17 protein-coding genes and 1 riboswitch are annotated in these 16,581 nt (G+C 54.5%); of the genes, 9 read left to right on the plus strand and 8 right to left on the minus strand.

Going from position 1 to position 16,581, the window contains the following annotated elements:
* The first annotated feature begins 50 nt into the window (after positions 1 to 50).
* Both hldE and glgS read left to right on the plus strand, forming a co-directional pair.
* On the plus strand, positions 51 to 1,484 hold the full coding sequence (gene hldE / locus FE839_RS19890) for a bifunctional D-glycero-beta-D-manno-heptose-7-phosphate kinase/D-glycero-beta-D-manno-heptose 1-phosphate adenylyltransferase HldE (RefSeq protein ID WP_138362503.1): 1,434 nt from the start codon (positions 51 to 53) through the stop codon (positions 1,482 to 1,484).
* Positions 1,485 to 1,951: 467 nt separating this feature from the next.
* Positions 1,952 to 2,161: a cell surface composition regulator GlgS gene (gene glgS, locus FE839_RS19895; protein ID WP_138362504.1), complete on the plus strand. Its 210-nt coding sequence runs from the start codon at positions 1,952 to 1,954 to the stop codon at positions 2,159 to 2,161.
* 55 nt (positions 2,162 to 2,216) lie between these two features.
* Here the strand turns inward: glgS and ubiK are convergent, their stop codons facing one another.
* Positions 2,217 to 2,498, minus strand: a complete 282-nt coding sequence (gene ubiK / locus FE839_RS19900) for a ubiquinone biosynthesis accessory factor UbiK (RefSeq protein ID WP_138362505.1) — start codon at positions 2,496 to 2,498, stop codon at positions 2,217 to 2,219.
* 120 nt (positions 2,499 to 2,618) lie between these two features.
* Positions 2,619 to 2,770: riboswitch (FMN riboswitch) on the plus strand.
* A 105-nt stretch (positions 2,771 to 2,875) separates the two neighbouring features.
* Here ubiK and ribB point away from each other — a divergent pair.
* The gene (ribB, locus tag FE839_RS19905) at positions 2,876 to 3,529 is read left to right on the plus strand and encodes a 3,4-dihydroxy-2-butanone-4-phosphate synthase (RefSeq protein WP_138362506.1); all 654 of its coding nucleotides are present in this window, start codon (positions 2,876 to 2,878) and stop codon (positions 3,527 to 3,529) included.
* A 922-nt stretch (positions 3,530 to 4,451) separates the two neighbouring features.
* Positions 4,452 to 5,243 (plus strand): 4,5-DOPA-extradiol-dioxygenase, encoded by a 792-nt coding sequence (gene ygiD / locus FE839_RS19910; RefSeq protein ID WP_138362507.1) that lies wholly within the window; start codon positions 4,452 to 4,454, stop codon positions 5,241 to 5,243.
* Positions 5,244 to 5,286: 43 nt separating this feature from the next.
* Here the strand turns inward: ygiD and FE839_RS19915 are convergent, their stop codons facing one another.
* From FE839_RS19915 to tolC, 3 genes are all read right to left on the minus strand, one after another.
* Positions 5,287 to 6,447, minus strand: a complete 1,161-nt coding sequence (locus FE839_RS19915; RefSeq protein WP_138362508.1) for a glutathionylspermidine synthase family protein — start codon at positions 6,445 to 6,447, stop codon at positions 5,287 to 5,289.
* A gap of 5 nt (positions 6,448 to 6,452) precedes the next feature.
* The gene (locus tag FE839_RS19920) at positions 6,453 to 7,115 is read right to left on the minus strand and encodes a DUF1190 family protein (RefSeq protein ID WP_138362509.1); all 663 of its coding nucleotides are present in this window, start codon (positions 7,113 to 7,115) and stop codon (positions 6,453 to 6,455) included.
* Between the two features lie 169 nt (positions 7,116 to 7,284).
* Positions 7,285 to 8,733 (minus strand): outer membrane channel protein TolC, encoded by a 1,449-nt coding sequence (gene tolC, locus FE839_RS19925; RefSeq protein WP_138362510.1) that lies wholly within the window; start codon positions 8,731 to 8,733, stop codon positions 7,285 to 7,287.
* Between the two features lie 195 nt (positions 8,734 to 8,928).
* On the opposite strand from tolC, the gene nudF reads away from it, so the two are divergent.
* The 5 genes from nudF to parE are packed head-to-tail and all read left to right on the plus strand — an operon-like array spanning position 8,929 to position 13,331.
* Positions 8,929 to 9,561, plus strand: a complete 633-nt coding sequence (gene nudF, locus FE839_RS19930; RefSeq protein WP_138362511.1) for an ADP-ribose diphosphatase — start codon at positions 8,929 to 8,931, stop codon at positions 9,559 to 9,561.
* Positions 9,558 to 9,980: a DUF1249 family protein gene (locus tag FE839_RS19935; RefSeq protein ID WP_138362512.1), complete on the plus strand. Its 423-nt coding sequence runs from the start codon at positions 9,558 to 9,560 to the stop codon at positions 9,978 to 9,980. Before nudF ends, FE839_RS19935 begins: the two co-directional genes overlap by 4 nt.
* Positions 9,981 to 10,004: 24 nt before the next feature.
* On the plus strand, positions 10,005 to 10,832 hold the full coding sequence (gene cpdA / locus FE839_RS19940) for a 3',5'-cyclic-AMP phosphodiesterase (RefSeq protein ID WP_138362513.1): 828 nt from the start codon (positions 10,005 to 10,007) through the stop codon (positions 10,830 to 10,832).
* On the plus strand, positions 10,832 to 11,407 hold the full coding sequence (gene yqiA / locus FE839_RS19945) for an esterase YqiA (protein WP_138362514.1): 576 nt from the start codon (positions 10,832 to 10,834) through the stop codon (positions 11,405 to 11,407). Before cpdA ends, yqiA begins: the two co-directional genes overlap by 1 nt.
* Before the next feature lie 28 nt (positions 11,408 to 11,435).
* Positions 11,436 to 13,331 (plus strand): DNA topoisomerase IV subunit B, encoded by a 1,896-nt coding sequence (gene parE / locus FE839_RS19950; protein ID WP_138362515.1) that lies wholly within the window; start codon positions 11,436 to 11,438, stop codon positions 13,329 to 13,331.
* 44 nt (positions 13,332 to 13,375) lie between these two features.
* Here the strand turns inward: parE and FE839_RS19955 are convergent, their stop codons facing one another.
* The 4 genes from FE839_RS19955 to qseB all read right to left on the minus strand — a co-directional run bounded on the left by FE839_RS19955 (position 13,376) and on the right by qseB (position 16,484).
* Positions 13,376 to 13,690 carry a putative quinol monooxygenase gene (locus tag FE839_RS19955; protein ID WP_138362516.1) on the minus strand — a complete coding sequence of 105 codons (315 nt, stop codon included), beginning with the start codon at positions 13,688 to 13,690 and terminating at the stop codon, positions 13,376 to 13,378.
* Between the two features lie 101 nt (positions 13,691 to 13,791).
* A complete protein-coding gene (locus FE839_RS19960; RefSeq protein WP_138362517.1) occupies positions 13,792 to 14,373 on the minus strand; it encodes an NAD(P)H-dependent oxidoreductase in 582 nt (193 codons plus the stop codon).
* Positions 14,374 to 14,478: 105 nt separating this feature from the next.
* Positions 14,479 to 15,828: a quorum sensing histidine kinase QseC gene (gene qseC / locus FE839_RS19965; protein WP_138362518.1), complete on the minus strand. Its 1,350-nt coding sequence runs from the start codon at positions 15,826 to 15,828 to the stop codon at positions 14,479 to 14,481.
* The gene (gene qseB, locus FE839_RS19970) at positions 15,825 to 16,484 is read right to left on the minus strand and encodes a quorum sensing response regulator transcription factor QseB (RefSeq protein WP_138362519.1); all 660 of its coding nucleotides are present in this window, start codon (positions 16,482 to 16,484) and stop codon (positions 15,825 to 15,827) included. Before qseB ends, qseC begins: the two co-directional genes overlap by 4 nt.
* Between the last annotated feature and the right edge of the window lie 97 nt (positions 16,485 to 16,581).

Consider the following 16,581-nt stretch of genomic DNA (forward strand, 5'->3'; position numbering starts at 1 on the left):
CCGGGTATGCTATTATCGCGCGCAAAGTTTGCATCTCGCAGGAGAGAGTAATGAAAGTAACGCTGCCAGAGTTTGAACGTGCAGGAGTGTTGGTGGTAGGCGATGTGATGCTGGATCGCTACTGGTATGGCCCGACCAGCCGAATTTCACCGGAAGCGCCGGTGCCGGTGGTGAAGGTGGAAAATATCGAAGAACGCCCTGGCGGCGCGGCAAACGTGGCGATGAATATCGCTTCCCTCGGCGCGACCTCTCGCCTGGTGGGCCTGACCGGAATTGATGATGCCGCCCGCGCGTTGAGTAAGGCGCTGGCTGACGTCAATGTGAAGTGCGACTTTGTTTCCGTTCCGACGCACCCGACGATCACTAAATTGCGCGTACTGTCACGCAATCAGCAGTTGATTCGCCTCGATTTTGAAGAGGGGTTTTCCGGCGTCGACCCCCTGCCGATACACGAGCGTATTCAGCAGGCGCTGGGTTCCATTGGCGCGCTGGTGTTATCTGATTACGCCAAAGGCGCGTTGATCAGTGTGCAGACCATGATTAAGCTGGCTCGCGCCGCTGGCGTTCCGGTCCTGATTGATCCGAAAGGTACTGATTTTGAGCGCTATCGCGGTGCGACGCTGCTGACGCCAAACCTTTCTGAGTTTGAAGCGGTGGCGGGTAAATGTAAGGACGAAGCGGAAATTGTCGAGCGCGGAATGCAGCTTATCGCCAATTTCGACCTGTCCGCGCTACTGGTGACCCGTTCCGAGCAGGGCATGACGCTGCTGCAGCCGGGACGCCCGCCGCTGCATATGCCCACTCAGGCGCAGGAGGTCTATGATGTTACCGGCGCGGGGGATACGGTGATAGGCGTGCTGGCGGCGACGCTGGCGGCAGGTAATTCGCTGGAAGAGGCCTGCTATTTTGCCAATGCGGCGGCTGGCGTGGTGGTCGGGAAGCTGGGTACGTCTACCGTTTCGCCTGTCGAACTGGAAAATGCGGTGCGTGGGCGCTCAGATACCGGTTTTGGCGTAATGAGCGAAGAAGAGCTGAAGCTTGCGGTGGCCGCGGCGCGTAAGCGCGGCGAGAAAGTGGTGATGACTAACGGTGTGTTCGACATTTTACACGCCGGTCATGTCTCCTATCTGGCGAACGCGCGTAAGCTGGGCGATCGACTGATCGTTGCGGTGAACAGCGATGCATCAACCAAACGTCTGAAAGGCGACTCCCGGCCGGTCAACCCGCTGGAACAGAGAATGATCGTGCTGGGCGCGCTGGAATCCGTCGACTGGGTGGTCGCCTTTGAAGAAGATACGCCGCAGCGGTTGATCGCCGGGATTTTACCGGATCTGTTGGTGAAAGGCGGTGACTACAAGCCGGAACAGATTGCCGGCTGTGAAGAGGTGTGGGCAAACGGTGGCGAGGTTCTGGTGCTTAATTTTGAGGATGGATGCTCGACGACCAGTATCATTGAGAAGATCCAGAAAGACAGCGAAAAGTAACACTGTCCTTCCCTATCACCGTCGCTTGTCCCGGCAGATGATGTAATAAAAAGAGGCCTGCGGTTGCATAATCGCAGGCTTCTTTTTATATGCGCCAAATCCCCTTTGTGGAAGGATGGCCTGTCGTCTGGTTTTCTGACGCCTTACCTCCTGCGGTAAGACAGCAATCAATCCGCGGTTGCCCGCGAGGAAGACGATAAAAATAAAATCCTGCCGTGAGAAGCTGAAGAGCGAACGAGAGAATCGTATCCGGATGTCGCTAAAACCCCGTCAGAAAGACATCCACGCGGGTAAACGGACAAACATAAGTATCGTTGTTGCTTCCAGGATGACATAAATGATTTGGCGCAATAAATAGCCATTTTGGGCACATTTTTACGGCAAAAGAAGTTAGAGTAAGGGTAGATACTGAGAAACAGTAAAAGCATATGACCAATCAGAACACCAACGGCTGAAGGAGTATGCGGATGAAGAATAACGAAACAAATTTAATGAAGAATTTTGACTTTCTGGCTCAGAGTTTCGCCAGAATGAACGCACAAGGTCAGCCAGTCGATCTTCAGGCCATTGTCGGCAATATGGATGAAGAACAGCGCGAGTGGTTTTGTCAACGATATGAACTTTACTGCCGCCAGGAGAACAGGGCCATAATGCCAAAAGTGAAGCTGGAACATTAATCCTGCTTACGGTAACACCGATATGACAACGGGCCTGAAAGGCCCGTTGTTGGTTTTACGACTTCTCCCCGGCATCAGGAATAGCCGGCGCGTCAGCCGAACGGTGCTCAAGCTCGTTCAGACGTTGTTCCAGTAACGCCAGCTTTTCACGCGTGCGCAGCAGTACCTGTGTTTGCACATCGAACTCTTCGCGGCTCACCAGATCCAGGCGAGTTAACTGCGACTGGAGCACCTGACGGATTTTTTTCTCCACATCTTCCCCCAGATCGCGGAGCCCCTTCGGCATCGATTCGTGAACCTGACGGGCGATTTGTTCAATTTTTTTCGGGTCAATCATGGCGGTTTCCTGCTCTGGTCGGTTATCTGCTCATTGTAGTGCGAACTTCGGTGCCTATAAACCATAAATGTTTGAAGCTTATGCATTGCCGACGTTAGTCTATAGCGCTATAGTTACCGTGCTTATTCTCAGGGCGGGGCGAAATTCCCCACCGGCGGTAAATCAACCATAGCGTTGAAAGCCCGCGAGCGCTTTTTGCGAAAGCAGAAAGGTCAGCAGATCCGGTGTAATTCCGGAGCCGACGGTTAGAGTCCGGATGGGAGAGAGTAACGGCTCAGTCGGGTTTCTACCCGCTTGCGTTGACTTTTGCCGCTAAACCGGCACTCCTAAGACTGCCCTGATTCTGGTAACAATATAATTAATGAGGATTTTTTACCATGAATCAGACGCTGCTTTCCTCTTTTGGCACCGCTTTTGAACGTGTGGAACACGCGCTGGACGCACTGCGCGAAGGCCGCGGTGTGATGGTGCTTGATGATGAAGATCGTGAAAACGAAGGCGATATGATTTTCGCCGCTGAAACCATGACCGTTGAGCAGATGGCGCTGACTATTCGTCATGGCAGCGGCATTGTCTGTCTGTGCCTGACGGAAGAACGCCGTAAACAGCTTGATCTGCCAATGATGGTTGAGCACAACACCAGCGCCTACGGTACCGGTTTTACCGTGACTATCGAAGCGGCTGAAGGGGTGACCACCGGCGTATCTGCCGCCGACCGTGTGACCACCGTGCGCGCGGCGATTGCCGATGGCGCGAAACCGTCAGACCTGAACCGCCCTGGTCACGTTTTCCCGCTGCGCGCGCAGCCAGGCGGCGTACTGACCCGTGGCGGCCATACTGAGGCAACCATTGATCTGGTGACGCTGGCGGGATTCAAGCCGGCAGGCGTATTGTGCGAACTGACTAACGATGATGGCTCTATGGCTCGCGCTCCTCAGTGCATCGAGTTTGCTAAACAACACAATATGGAAGTCGTCACTATTGAAGATCTTGTGGCTTACCGCCGCGAACACGAGCGCAAAGCAAGTTAATTCAGCGTGATTTGCTCTAACAGCCCACTTATATGTGTAATGCTGGTCAGTTAAGGGTGGTTAGTTGTGTTTATGGCTGCCGAGCGGTTCTGTTAATCGGTGGTTATGGCGAACATGTTTTCGCCCATTTGATTCGGTGGCCTGTTCCGTTCACGGGTAATACGAGGATATTTTTCATATCCACAGCGTGTGAACGGGCAGGGGGGCGTTTCGCCCGTCCCCCTGCACCCCCGGCATGGCGCTGAAAACCTGCCGCTGCGCGGTCCGCTCCACTCCGGCTTCATCTGGCGGACCGGGTGGGACGAGACGTCCTGTCTCGGCCCACCCTCTGGCCGCCGTCCTGGCGGCCAGTCCTGGATGCGCGCCTGCGTTCTCGCCAGGTTTCCCTGATGCGCCCAACCCCCATGCGGTGAGTCCGTTATTCGTCAGTGGCTTTTCAGAGGCTGAAAGTCATAAAAAAGTTATATCCTTTACATTTCAGCCCGTATCAGCTCAGTAAGCGAATCAACCGAAGCAGATTTTCGTTTAAACCACCGATAATATGATTGCTGCAGGCAAATAAAACCGAAGACAACACCGATAATTTGTTGAAGTGAACGGCATTACGCTCTTATGTGGACTTTCGTCTTTTATCTGGTCCCTATGGTTTGCAAAACGGCAAGCCTTAATTCCATAATCGCCATTGCGCACGGTCGCCATCTCCCGGAGTGCTCCGCAGGCGAGTCCTGTTATCCGCAGTATTTGTTCCTCAACCGGTAGCGCAATCAGCATCCCGGCGAACCTGTGGCGGCGTCTGCCAGGCGCGTTACCGTTTCTTACATTCAAATTTTCTGACGATCATCATCATGCTTATCTGAGTTTATCCTGCGGGAAAAGCGCGTAATGTAACGGTATCGAATTTCTCTGAATTAAGGATATCACTATGTCCCGTACCCGAATGCCCGCGCTGTTTTTAGGCCATGGTAGCCCGATGAACGTGCTGGAAGATAATATCTATACGCGTGCCTGGCGAAACCTGGGCGAAACATTGCCACGTCCAAAAGCGATTGTGGTGATTTCGGCGCACTGGTTCACCCGTGGTACGGGGGTCACTGCGATGGAAGCGCCGAAAACGATTCATGATTTTGGCGGCTTCCCGCAGGCGCTGTACGATATGCACTATCCGGCTCCAGGATCCCCCGAGCTGGCGCAACGGCTGGTTGAATTACTGGCGCCGGTGCCCGTGGCGCTGGACAAAGAGGCGTGGGGATTTGACCATGGTTCCTGGGGCGTACTGATTAAAATGTATCCTGAGGCTGATATTCCGATGGTACAGTTGAGCGTTGATGGCACGAAACCGGCTGCCTGGCATTTTGAAATGGGGCAAAAACTGGCTCAGCTTCGTGACGAAGGCATCATGCTGGTGGCAAGCGGCAACGTGGTACACAACCTGCGTACGGCCCGCTGGCATGGGGAAAATACGCCGTATCCGTGGGCGGAGTCGTTTAATGATTACGTGAAAGCGAATCTGACCTGGAAAGGTCCCCTGGCCGAGCATCCGCTGGTGAATTACATGACCCATGAGGGGGCCGCGTTGTCTAATCCAACGGCCGATCACTTCCTGCCATTGCTGTACGTGCTGGGTGCATGGGACGGCGAGGAACCGATTACCATTCCGGTTGATGGAATAGAAATGGGCTCGTTAAGTATGCTGTCAGTGGTGATTGGCGCGTAAACAGAGATAGTCCCGGCAGAGATGATGCTGCCGGGGCGGAATGTTACTCGATGAAAATATGCGGATAAAAGCGCGACAGATCCTGGGTGATTAGCGCCCGGTCTTCGCGAATGCCAATGCCGGCGGGCAGATCGTTAATCAGCCAGCTACCGATGAGCGTGTAGCTATCGCCAAACTTCGGCAGGGGGTAGAATTCCTGGACGATTGTCCCTTCTTCTCCGTACGGCCCTTCTACCGCTTCCAGTACGTTGCCGTTCTCTATGATTGACACGTTTGCGCCTTCGCGGGAGAAGATTGGCTTGATAACGTACTTTTCCATCTCGGGGTGTGCATCTTCGCTGAAATATGCCGCCAGCAGATTCGGGTGGTTCGGGAACATCTCCCATAGCAGAGGCAGTAGCGCTTTGTTGGATATGATGCTCTTCCACGCTGGTTCCAGCCAGCGAACACCGGCATCTTCCAGCTTGGTAGAGAACATCTCACGCAGCATATACTCCCACGGATAGAGTTTGAACAGATTACCGATGACCTGGTCCTGCAGATCGGTAAACTGCCCTTTTTCGCCCAGGCCGATGTCTTCTATGTACAGGAATTCTGTTGCGATACCCGCTTCTGCGGCACAGTCCTGCAGATATTGTACGGTTCCGCGATCTTCAAGGGTATCGCGGCAGCAGGCCATATGCAGTAGCTGGAAACCGAACTGTTCACGCAGCTCGCCAAAGCGCGCGATCAGCTTCTCCTGCAGACTATTGAACTGGTCGCTGCCCTGTGGCAGCAGGCCCGCATTGAGCTGATCTTCCATCCAGATCCACTGGAAGAAAGCCGCTTCATACAGGGATGTCGGCGTATCGGCGTTATTCTCCAGCAGCTTCGGTTCACCTACGCCGTCCCATGCCAGATCGAGACGCGAGTACAGCGAGGGCTGTCTGGTTTTCCATGACTGACGCACGAATCCCCAGGTATGTTTGGGGATGCGAAATTTCGCCATTAACTCATCGCTGGCGATAACTTTCTCCACCGCCTGCAGGCACATCTGATGTAGCTCTGCGGTGACATCTTCCAGCTTATCAACCTGCGCCAGCGTCAGTTTGTAATAGGCTTCTTCGCTCCAGTACGGCTCGCCGTACATAGTATGAAAGTTAAAGCCATATTCTGTCGCCTTATCGCGCCAGTCCGGGCGCTCGGTAATGCTGATTCTTTCCATGTCGCTTAGCCGCCCATTGAGCGTGAAGAAGACGAACTTGCCGAGCTACGCTGCATCGTGGACTGTTTAGCCACGGACTCACCGAACCCGCCGCGGGTCACGGTGCTGGTGGTGGCCGGTTTGGGCGCCATCGCGGTTTTCGGGACGTTCATGCTACGACCCGGCTGCGCTGCGCCGTAGTTCTTACCGCTCGCGTCGGTATATTTACCATAGGCCGGGCTGGCCGGGTTTTTTGAGGTGAACAGCGGCTGTTGAGCCGCCATTCCGCCGCCCATCATCCGGCCCATCATATAGCCCGCCATCAGCGGCATCCAGAAGCTGCCGCTGCTTTGCGCCTGATTTTCCGCCGCGACGCCCGCCTGAGCTGGCGTTTGCTGACACTGGCCTTCGCCGAATTCGGCGACGCAATCTTCACGCGTGGCGTATTTCGGCGCGGTACGCTCAGCTTCTTTTAGCGCGTTATTGTAAGCGGTGGTGCACTCTGCGGATTTGCTCGGGTTAGCGGCGGAACAGTCATCGGCGTTTTGATACAGCGAAACCGTCTCATCGCTTTGTTCACAACCGGCGAGCATAAATACGGCTGTCACGGCAAGCGCGACAGGTGTTAAATGGCGCGCGCGCCAGCTTTTACGGAAAGAGGCGTGATTAATATTTTTTGTCCGTTTCATGTTTGTCTTCCAGGACCCAGTGGTATGTATGCGTTTTGTTAACGCTCAGGATAGAGGATGAGTGGTGGAAAATGAAGCGAAGAGGCGTGGAAAGCGGAGGATCTTTACGTTGCCTTACGTTTAACGCTTCGCTTACCCGGCTCGATAAGCGAAGCGCCCATGACGCAGGTTAGTGGCGGAACGGATTGCTACCGCTGGTGGTACGTGCTGATACCGGTTTTGCTGCAGCGGTGTTGCTATAGCCATCGGCGTTGGCATCCTGCTGTGGGTTTTCCGGCGCGACGCTATCCGGTGACGTCGGGACAGGTTTGCCGAGCGTGTTGTTTAGCGCGACCAGATCCTGTTCATTAAGCGTACCGAGCGCTGACTTGATGTTCAGTTCGTTGATCAGGTAGTTATAACGTGCGCTGGAGAGTTGCTGTTTGGCGTTATACAGCGTAGTGGTCGCATCCAGTACATCAACGATGGTGCGAGTACCGACGGAATAACCAGCTTCCATGGCGTCCAATGAACTCTGTGCGGAAACCACAGCCTGTTTGTAGGCCTTGATGCTGCTGATAGAGGCGTTTACGTTATTAAACGAGGAACGAACGGTCTGCACGACGCTACGGTGCGCGCTCTCCAGTTGCTCGCTGGCGCCAACGAAATTGTACTGCGCTTGTTTCACCTGCGAGTTGACCATTCCACCCTGATACAGCGGCAGAGAGAAGCTCAGGCCAATTTGGTTCTGCCCGGCGTCGTTGTCACTACTCGTGCTCCTTGAACCGCTGTAGCGGTTATTCGACACCCCGGTGGACGCGCTCAGACTCAGGGTCGGCAGGTGACCATCCTGCGCCTGGCGAATTTCCTCGCGCGCCAGGTCCTGATTCAGGCGGGCCTGCAACAGCGACAGGTTGCGGTTTTCCGCTTCTTTCAGCAGCGTGTTAACCGCTGACGGCTTGTGCGTTTTAAAACCATCAACGTTCAGCGAAGCCAGCTCCGGGTAGTCGTTGCCGGTCACCTGGCGTAGTGCTTCTACGGCGTTGTCGAGGTCGTTACGCGCGGTGACTTCACTCGCCAGCACGGAGTCGTATTGTGAACGGGCGTTCTGGACGTCGGTAATGGCGACCAGACCGACATTAAAGCGTTGAGTGGTCTGATCCAACTGGCGGTAAATGGCCTGTTTCTGCGCTTCAATATAAGAGAGCGTATCAATAGCGGACAGAACGTTAAAATAGGCCGTCGCGGTGTTCAGGATCAGCGTTTGCTGGTCCATCTGATACGTGACGTCCTGAATACCGGCTGTTTTTTCCTGTAGCGTCAGCGAGTGCCACTTCGACATATCGAACAGGACCTGGGTTAATTGCAGCGAGCCGCTGGTGACGTTGGAGTTCTGATCTTTAGTATCCCGAAAGCCGCTGGTATAGGTATAATCCGCCCCCAGACCGAGTTGAGGTAATAATGGGCTACGCGCCTCGTTGATTTTTTCGAATGCGGCATCACGATCGGCTGCTGATTTACGCAGGTCAGGGTTACTGATACGCGCCTGTTGGTAGACCTGTATCAGGTTTTCTGCCTGACTCATGGCGCTAAAGCCAGCCAGACCCAGGCCCATAAGGATGGGAAAGAGTTTCTTCATTTGCATTCCTTGTTGTGAAGCCCTTAAAGCTAAGCAAATTCAAAAAATAAATGCTGATTGTATAGAGTCTGTTACCGTAAAAAGTTGGCGTTATGTGCCATGCGGCGGTAATTTGCACCAATCTAACATACAGGCCATCAAACGGCAGCCATACGCTCTATAAATTCATGGCCCCATATTCTACAGGATACCTAAATGAGCAATCCTAATCAGCAAGGGATAACCTTCTCGAAAAACGATGTAGAAATTATTGCACGTGAAACGCTTTATCGCGGTTTTTTTTCGCTCGATTTATACCGTTTCCGCCATCGCCTGTTTAACGGCAGTATGAGCGGCGAAGTCACGCGAGAAATTTTCGAGCGCGGACACGCCGCTGTCTTGCTACCCTTTGACCCGGTGCGTGATGAGGTTGTGCTTGTCGAGCAGATCCGTATTGCCGCCTATGATACGAGTGAGAGTCCATGGTTGCTTGAACTGGTCGCCGGTATGATAGAAGAAGGTGAGTCCCCCGAAGAGGTCGCCCGCCGTGAAGCAGTCGAGGAGGCCGGGCTTGCGGTTGGTCGGGTTAAACCGGTTCTGAGCTATCTCGCCAGCCCTGGCGGCACCAGTGAACGGTTATCTATTCTGGTAGGGGAAGTGGATGCCACGACGGCAAAAGGCATTCATGGTCTGGTCGAGGAAAATGAAGATATTCGGGTGCATGTGGTGAGCCGGGAACAGGCTTACCAGTGGGTAGAAGAGGGGAAGATCGACAACGCGGCTTCGGTCATCTCGCTGCAGTGGCTGCAGTTGCATTATCACAATTTACGAAATGAGTGGACAAAATGAAGCGTTATACACCTGACTTTCCTGAAATGATGCGCCTGTGTGAAACCAACTTTGCTCAGCTGCGCCGCCTGCTGCCGCGAACGGATGCGGCGGGCGAGAGGGTGAGTTATCAGGTGGGCGGCGCGCAATACCGATTAACGATCGTCGAGTCAACCCGCTACACTACATTAGTGGCGATTGAACAGACGGCGCCGTCGGTGAGCTACTGGAGTCTGCCGTCAATGACGGTTCGGCTCTATCACGACGCAATGGTTGCTGAAGTGTGTTCGAGTCAGCAGATCTTTCGCTTCAAAGCGAGATATGATTATCCTAATAAAAAGTTGCATCAACGCGACGAAAAGCATCAAATTAATCAGTTTCTGGCCGACTGGCTGCGTTACTGTTTAGCACATGGAGCGATGGCGATTCCGGTTTGTTAGCGTCGTGAAACCTAAGGACACCATTTGGAAAGCCTGTTAAACCTACCTTTGGCTGGTGAGGCCAGAGTCAGGATCTTACAAATTACTGATACTCACCTGTTTGCTGAAAAACACGAAACGCTGTTAGGCATCAATACCTGGGAAAGCTACCAGGCCGTTCTGGATGCGATTCATGCCTCACAGCGAGAATGCGACCTGATTGTCGCAACAGGCGATCTGGCGCAAGATCATTCCGCCGCGGCCTATCGGCATTTTGCTGAAGGCATCGCGAGTTTCGTCGCACCTTGCGTCTGGCTACCGGGTAATCATGATTTTCAGCCAGCCATGTACAGCACGTTGCAGGAATCGGGTATCTCCTCCGCTAAACGCGTATTACTGGGCGACCATTGGCAAATATTGCTGATGGATAGCCAGGTTTTTGGCGTGCCGCACGGCGAACTGAGCGATTTCCAACTGGAATGGTTAGAGCAGAAGCTCGCGCAATCCCCTGACCGCCATACGTTGCTGCTGCTGCATCATCATCCTCTGCCATCAGGCTGTAGCTGGCTGGATCAGCATAGTCTGCGTAATGCCGGAGCGCTTGATTGCGTACTGAGCGCTTTTCCTCGCGTTAAGCATTTGCTGTGTGGTCACATTCATCAGGAACTGGATCTTGACTGGAACGGGCGGCGAATGATGGCGACACCTTCGACCTGCGTGCAGTTTAAGCCGCATTGCGCGAACTTTACACTGGATACCGTTTCGCCTGGCTGGCGCTGGCTGGATCTGCATCCCGACGGCACATTGACCACTGAAGTTTGCCGCCTTGAAGGCGTGAAATTTCACCCGGATATTGCTTCAGAAGGATACTGATGTCTACGCTTCTCTATCTGCACGGTTTTAACAGTTCACCGCGGTCGGCAAAAGCGACGGCGCTGAAGGCGTGGCTGGCGGAGACTTATCCTGATATTTCGATGGTGATACCGGAGCTCCCGGTTTACCCCGCGCAAGCGGCTGAGCATCTTGAGGCCATTGTGCTGGAGCATGGCGGAGAGCCGTTGGGCATAGTGGGATCGTCGCTGGGGGGATATTACGCCACTTGGCTGTCGCAGTGTTTTATGCTGCCTGCGGTGGTGGTCAACCCGGCGGTGCGTCCGTTTGAACTGTTGAACAATTTTCTTGGCCCTAATGAGAATCCGTACACAGGGCAGCAATATGTGCTAGAGTCTCGCCATATTTACGATCTTAAAGTCATGCAAATTGACCCGCTGGAAGCGCCGGATTTAATCTGGTTATTGCAGCAAACGGGTGATGAAGTGCTTGATTACCGCCAGGCCGTTGATTATTTCGCCTCCTGCCGTCAAACGGTAGAGGAGGGCGGTAATCACGCATTTGTTGGCTTTGAAGATCATTTCACTCAGATTATCGATTTTCTGGGCCTGCGCTGAGCGGTTCAGAACGACCTACGAATACACCATGACGCAATCTTCATATAACGCTGATGCCATTGAGGTACTCACCGGGCTAGAGCCGGTTCGCCGCCGTCCGGGAATGTACACCGACACAACACGTCCAAACCATCTTGGTCAGGAAGTTATTGATAACAGTGTGGATGAGGCCCTGGCCGGCCACGCCAAACGCGTGGAAGTCATTCTTTATGCCGACCAGTCGCTGGAGGTTATTGACGACGGGCGCGGAATGCCGGTGGATATCCATCCTGAAGAAGGGGTGCCGGCGGTTGAGCTGATTCTTTGCCGCCTGCACGCGGGGGGAAAATTCTCCAATAAGAACTACCAGTTCTCCGGCGGTCTTCACGGAGTCGGCATTTCGGTGGTCAACGCTTTGTCGAAACGCGTTGAAGTTAACGTTCGTCGCGACGGTCAGGTTTATAACATCGCGTTTGAAAACGGCGATAAAGTAGACGATCTTCACGTCACAGGTACTTGCGGTAAGCGCAATACCGGCACCAGCGTGCGCTTCTGGCCGGACGAACGTTTTTTTGACAGCCCGCGTTTTTCCGTCTCGCGTCTCTCGCATTTGCTAAAAGCCAAGGCCGTTCTGTGTCCGGGCGTAGAGATTGTTTTCCGCGACCAGGTCAACAACAGCGAGCAGCGCTGGTGTTACGCCGACGGCCTTAACGACTATCTCTGTGAAGCGGTTAATGGTCTGCCGCTGCTGCCGGAAAAACCGTTCGTCGGCAACTTCTCCGGCGATACTGAAGCGGTTGACTGGGCGCTGCTGTGGTTGCCGGAAGGCGGCGAGCTGCTGACCGAAAGTTACGTTAACCTGATCCCGACGATGCAGGGCGGAACCCACGTTAACGGCCTGCGTCAGGGGCTGCTGGACGCCATGCGCGAGTTTTGCGAATACCGTAATATTCTGCCGCGTGGCGTGAAGCTGTCGGCGGAAGATATCTGGGATCGCTGCGCCTACGTGCTCTCGGTGAAGATGCAGGACCCGCAGTTTGCCGGGCAGACCAAAGAGCGCCTCTCTTCACGCCAGTGCGCCGCCTTTGTTTCCGGGGTGGTTAAAGACGCTTTCAGCCTGTGGTTAAATCAGAACGTCCAGTCGGCAGAATTGCTGGCGGAGATGGCGATTTCCAGCGCCCAGCGCCGCCTGCGCGCGGCGAAAAAAGTAGTGCGCAAAAAGCTGACCAGCGGTCCGGCGTTGCCGGGCAAGCTGGCGGACTGCACCGCGCAGGATCTGAACCGGACCGAACTGTTCCTTGTGGAAGGGGATTCGGCGGGCGGCTCCGCCAAACAGGCGCGCGATCGCGAATATCAGGCGATCATGCCGCTGAAAGGTAAGATCCTCAATACCTGGGAAGTCTCTTCTGATGAGGTGTTGGCGTCTCAGGAAGTGCATGATATTTCGGTTGCCATTGGTATCGATCCGGATAGCGATGATTTAAGCCAGCTGCGCTACGGAAAAATTTGTATTCTGGCGGATGCGGACTCCGATGGGCTGCATATCGCTACGCTGCTGTGCGCGCTGTTTGTCAGACACTTCCGTACTCTGGTAAAACACGGCCATGTCTATGTGGCGCTGCCGCCGCTGTACCGTATCGACCTCGGGAAAGAGGTTTACTACGCGCTGACGGAAGAAGAAAAAGCCGGCGTGCTGGAACAACTGAAGCGCAAGAAGGGGAAACCGAACGTGCAGCGCTTTAAAGGGCTGGGCGAGATGAATCCGATGCAGTTGCGTGAGACTACGCTGGATCCGAATACGCGTCGTCTGGTTCAGTTGGTGATTAACGATGAAGACGAGCAGCAGACGACCGCGGTTATGGATATGCTGTTAGCGAAGAAGCGTTCTGAAGATCGGCGTAACTGGCTGCAGGAGAAGGGCGATCTGGCGGAGCTGGACGGATAGCGGAAGAAAATCGGCCGGGAAAGCGGCCGATTTATTGGAGGGGCTTAAATACCGGGTTGCAGAATGCGAATGTTCATCTCCAGCACATCGCCTTTAACGGCTTCGCCGTAGGCTTTCATGTGCGGAGTCTGCAGGTGCGCTTCAAGATGCGCGACGCTTTCCCACTTCTCGACCATCACGATAGAATCCGGTGACGTGGTCTGAAAACTGACGCCAGCGGCGTGATCCACCAGCGGCGCATAGCCGTGGCAGCCTTCTTCCTGTAGCACTATTGGGGTAATTTTTGCGAACTGATCCAGCACTGCCTGACGATGGTGCTGGCCCGGGCGAGTGCGAATTTCAGCGATCACTGTCAACATGATTAACTCAACTCCTTCTGTGTGTATTCTCATCATACTTCAGGTTACCGAGGCGTTTGTGGCGTCGGCAGCCCAAACTATTTAGAGGCGTTGGCGTACAGTTAAGCAAAAATTTCAGCCAGATGCTTGCGATATTCTGCCGTATAACGCGGAACGTCAGGTGTTTTGATCACATCATTGGCGATGAAGGTCGGCAGGGGGCTCATCCCCAGGAACTGGTTGGCTTTATGGAACGGCAGATAAACGCCATCGACGCCAGCGCCGTGGAAGAATTGATCTTTATCGGTGAAGGCTTCCATTGGCGCGTTCCAGGTCAGAGAGAGCATGTATTTTTTGCCCTGGATCAGGCCGCCGGAACCATATTTCTTACTGGCGTCAGAGCGGGTACGGCCATCGCTGGCGTAGAGAGAACCATGCCCTTCGGTGAAGACGTCATCAATGTACTTTTTCACCGTCCACGGCGCGCCCATCCACCAGCCCGGCATCTGCCAGATAACCACATCAGCCCAGAGAAAGTTCCGCACCTGCTCTTTGATATCGTATGCGCTCTCGGCGCGGACGACTTTTACTTCGTGTCCGGCATCGCGCAGAAAGCCATCCGCGACCTCGGTCAGCGTGTCGTTCAACTGGCCATTAGAGTGGGCGAATTTTTTCGCGCCGTTGATAATCAGGATGTTGCTCATTTTTTATCCTCAACTTTTCGATTTTGACGATAATTTTATCCTCCCGAACGTGGCGGTAAATGAGCAAAATGTGCAAAATCTTTTGCATTTTTAGCAATAATGTCGCTACCAGCGAATCCGCGCTTCGAATCCGCCGTTCAGAGCGTTGCCGAAGCTGGTCGTCATACCGTGTAGCGTGGCGATACGTTTTACGATGGATAGCCCGAGACCGCTGCCGGGCTGCGCCTGTCCCGGCGGGCGATAAAAGCGTTCGCCGATACGCGCCAGGGCTTCGGGGCGGATACCCGGGCCGTTGTCGCGTATGTGAAATTCACGTGCCTCAAGGGTGATATCGACCTGGCTACCGGCAGGGCTATAGCGTACGGCGTTATCCAGGAGGTTACGCACCAGCAGGCTCAGCAGCAGCGGCTGGCCGCTTCGCGTGACGTTAACGGCGTTCAGGTGCAGGTGTAGCTCAATCCCGGCTTGCTGCGCGGGATGATACATCTCCATCACCGCCGACCGCAGCAGTTCATCAAAGGCGATACGCCGGACATCATCCAGTTGCGCCAGCGAATCCAGGCGCGATAACGTCAGCAACTGATCAACCAGGCGGCTTGCCCGATCGATGCCGTGATGGAGCTGCGCCAGCGCTTTATTCAGTCCCTGAGGATCATCCATTGAGAGCTGAGCGACTTCGGTCTGCACCTTTAGCGCTGCCAGCGGGCTGCGCAGTTCATGGGCGGCATCGGACGTGAAGCGACGTTCGCGGATCATGGCTTCATGCGTACGGGTGAAGAGCTGATTTAACGCGTCGACCAGCGGGCGAACTTCATTAGGGACGTTATCGGTATTGAGCGTTTCGGCGGAATCCGGCGCCCGGCTCCGCAGCGTTCTGGCCAGCTTTTTCAGCGGCGCCAGTTCCCGACTGAGCAGCACAATGAGCAGCAAAAACATCAGCGGCAGGGCAACCAGCCAGGGAGTAAGCTGGGAAGTGACGATATCCAGCGCCATTTCGCGGCGGTAATCCGACTCCTGGCCCACCGCGATACGATGGCGGCCATCGCTGGTGGTCAGCCACAGGAAGCGCCATTCGTCGTCATCGTCGCGCAGATAGCCGTTGCTGAAACCCTCCCGGTCGCCGCCCCACAGAATATCCTGACCATTTTCACCATCGTTAAGCACCATTTTGCCGTTGGTGGTAAAGATAGCGAAAGCCAGGGCGTCATCGTCAAGATGACCGTGCTTTATCTTCTTTTTGGTCGGGAGTCGGGGAGTGAGGGGCTGCAGTTCGTCGAAACTCATCGCGCTAAGGCGGCGGGCGAACTGTAACTGCTGGGTGTCGAACAGCTTATCCAGCTTATCGGTAGTTTGTTGCCAGGCAACCACGCTGGCAATGCCCCAGGCGACGCTGGTCAATAGCAGAAAAAGCAGCGTCAAACGGACGCGTAAGCTGAATTTTGCCAGCTTTTTCATGCCTCCCCCAGGGTGTAACCAATACCGTGAACGGTGCGAATAAAACCGCTGCCGAGCTTGCGGCGCAGATGATGTATGTGCACTTCTATCGCATTGCTGGAAACATCGTCATCCCAGCTATAGAGTTTTTCTTCGATCAGCGTGCGCGGTAATACGCGTCCGCCGTTGCGCATAAGCAGTTCCAGCAGGGCGAATTCCTTCGGTTTTAACGCCAGGTTCTCGCCATTCAGCGTGGCGGTGAGTCGGGTGGGATCGAGAATAACCTTCCCGTGACGCAATTCGCTGCAGCTTTGCCCGTGGGCACGACGGATTAACGCCTCCAGTCGCGCGGAGACTTCAATCAGCGCGAAAGGTTTACAAAGATAGTCATCGGCCCCGAGGCGCAGTCCTTCGACCCGCTGACTCAGCGCATCACGTGCGGTCAGGATCAGTACCGGTTCATGGCGGCCTTTGTCGCGCCATTCGCGCAGAATATCCAGCCCATCGATGCCGGGGAGAGTCAGGTCCAGAATAATGGCGTCATAGGGGGCGCTATACAGCGCGTTTTTCCCCGCCTCGCCGCGGGTAAACCAGTCGACGCTGAAGCCCATTTTGCCCAGCCCGGCTTTGATGCCGTCACCGATCAGTTTGTCATCTTCCACCAGTAAAATGCGCATTCGTCTGCTCCTGTTTCCCGCCGATATTTCAGCAGTAAAGCGTGTTGCGGCGCGCGTTGTACAGGAATAAATTTTATTTTTTCCGCTTAAGAAGTTG

Source organism: Klebsiella indica (assembly GCF_005860775.1).
GTDB classification, from domain to species: Bacteria; Pseudomonadota; Gammaproteobacteria; order Enterobacterales; family Enterobacteriaceae; genus Klebsiella; species Klebsiella indica.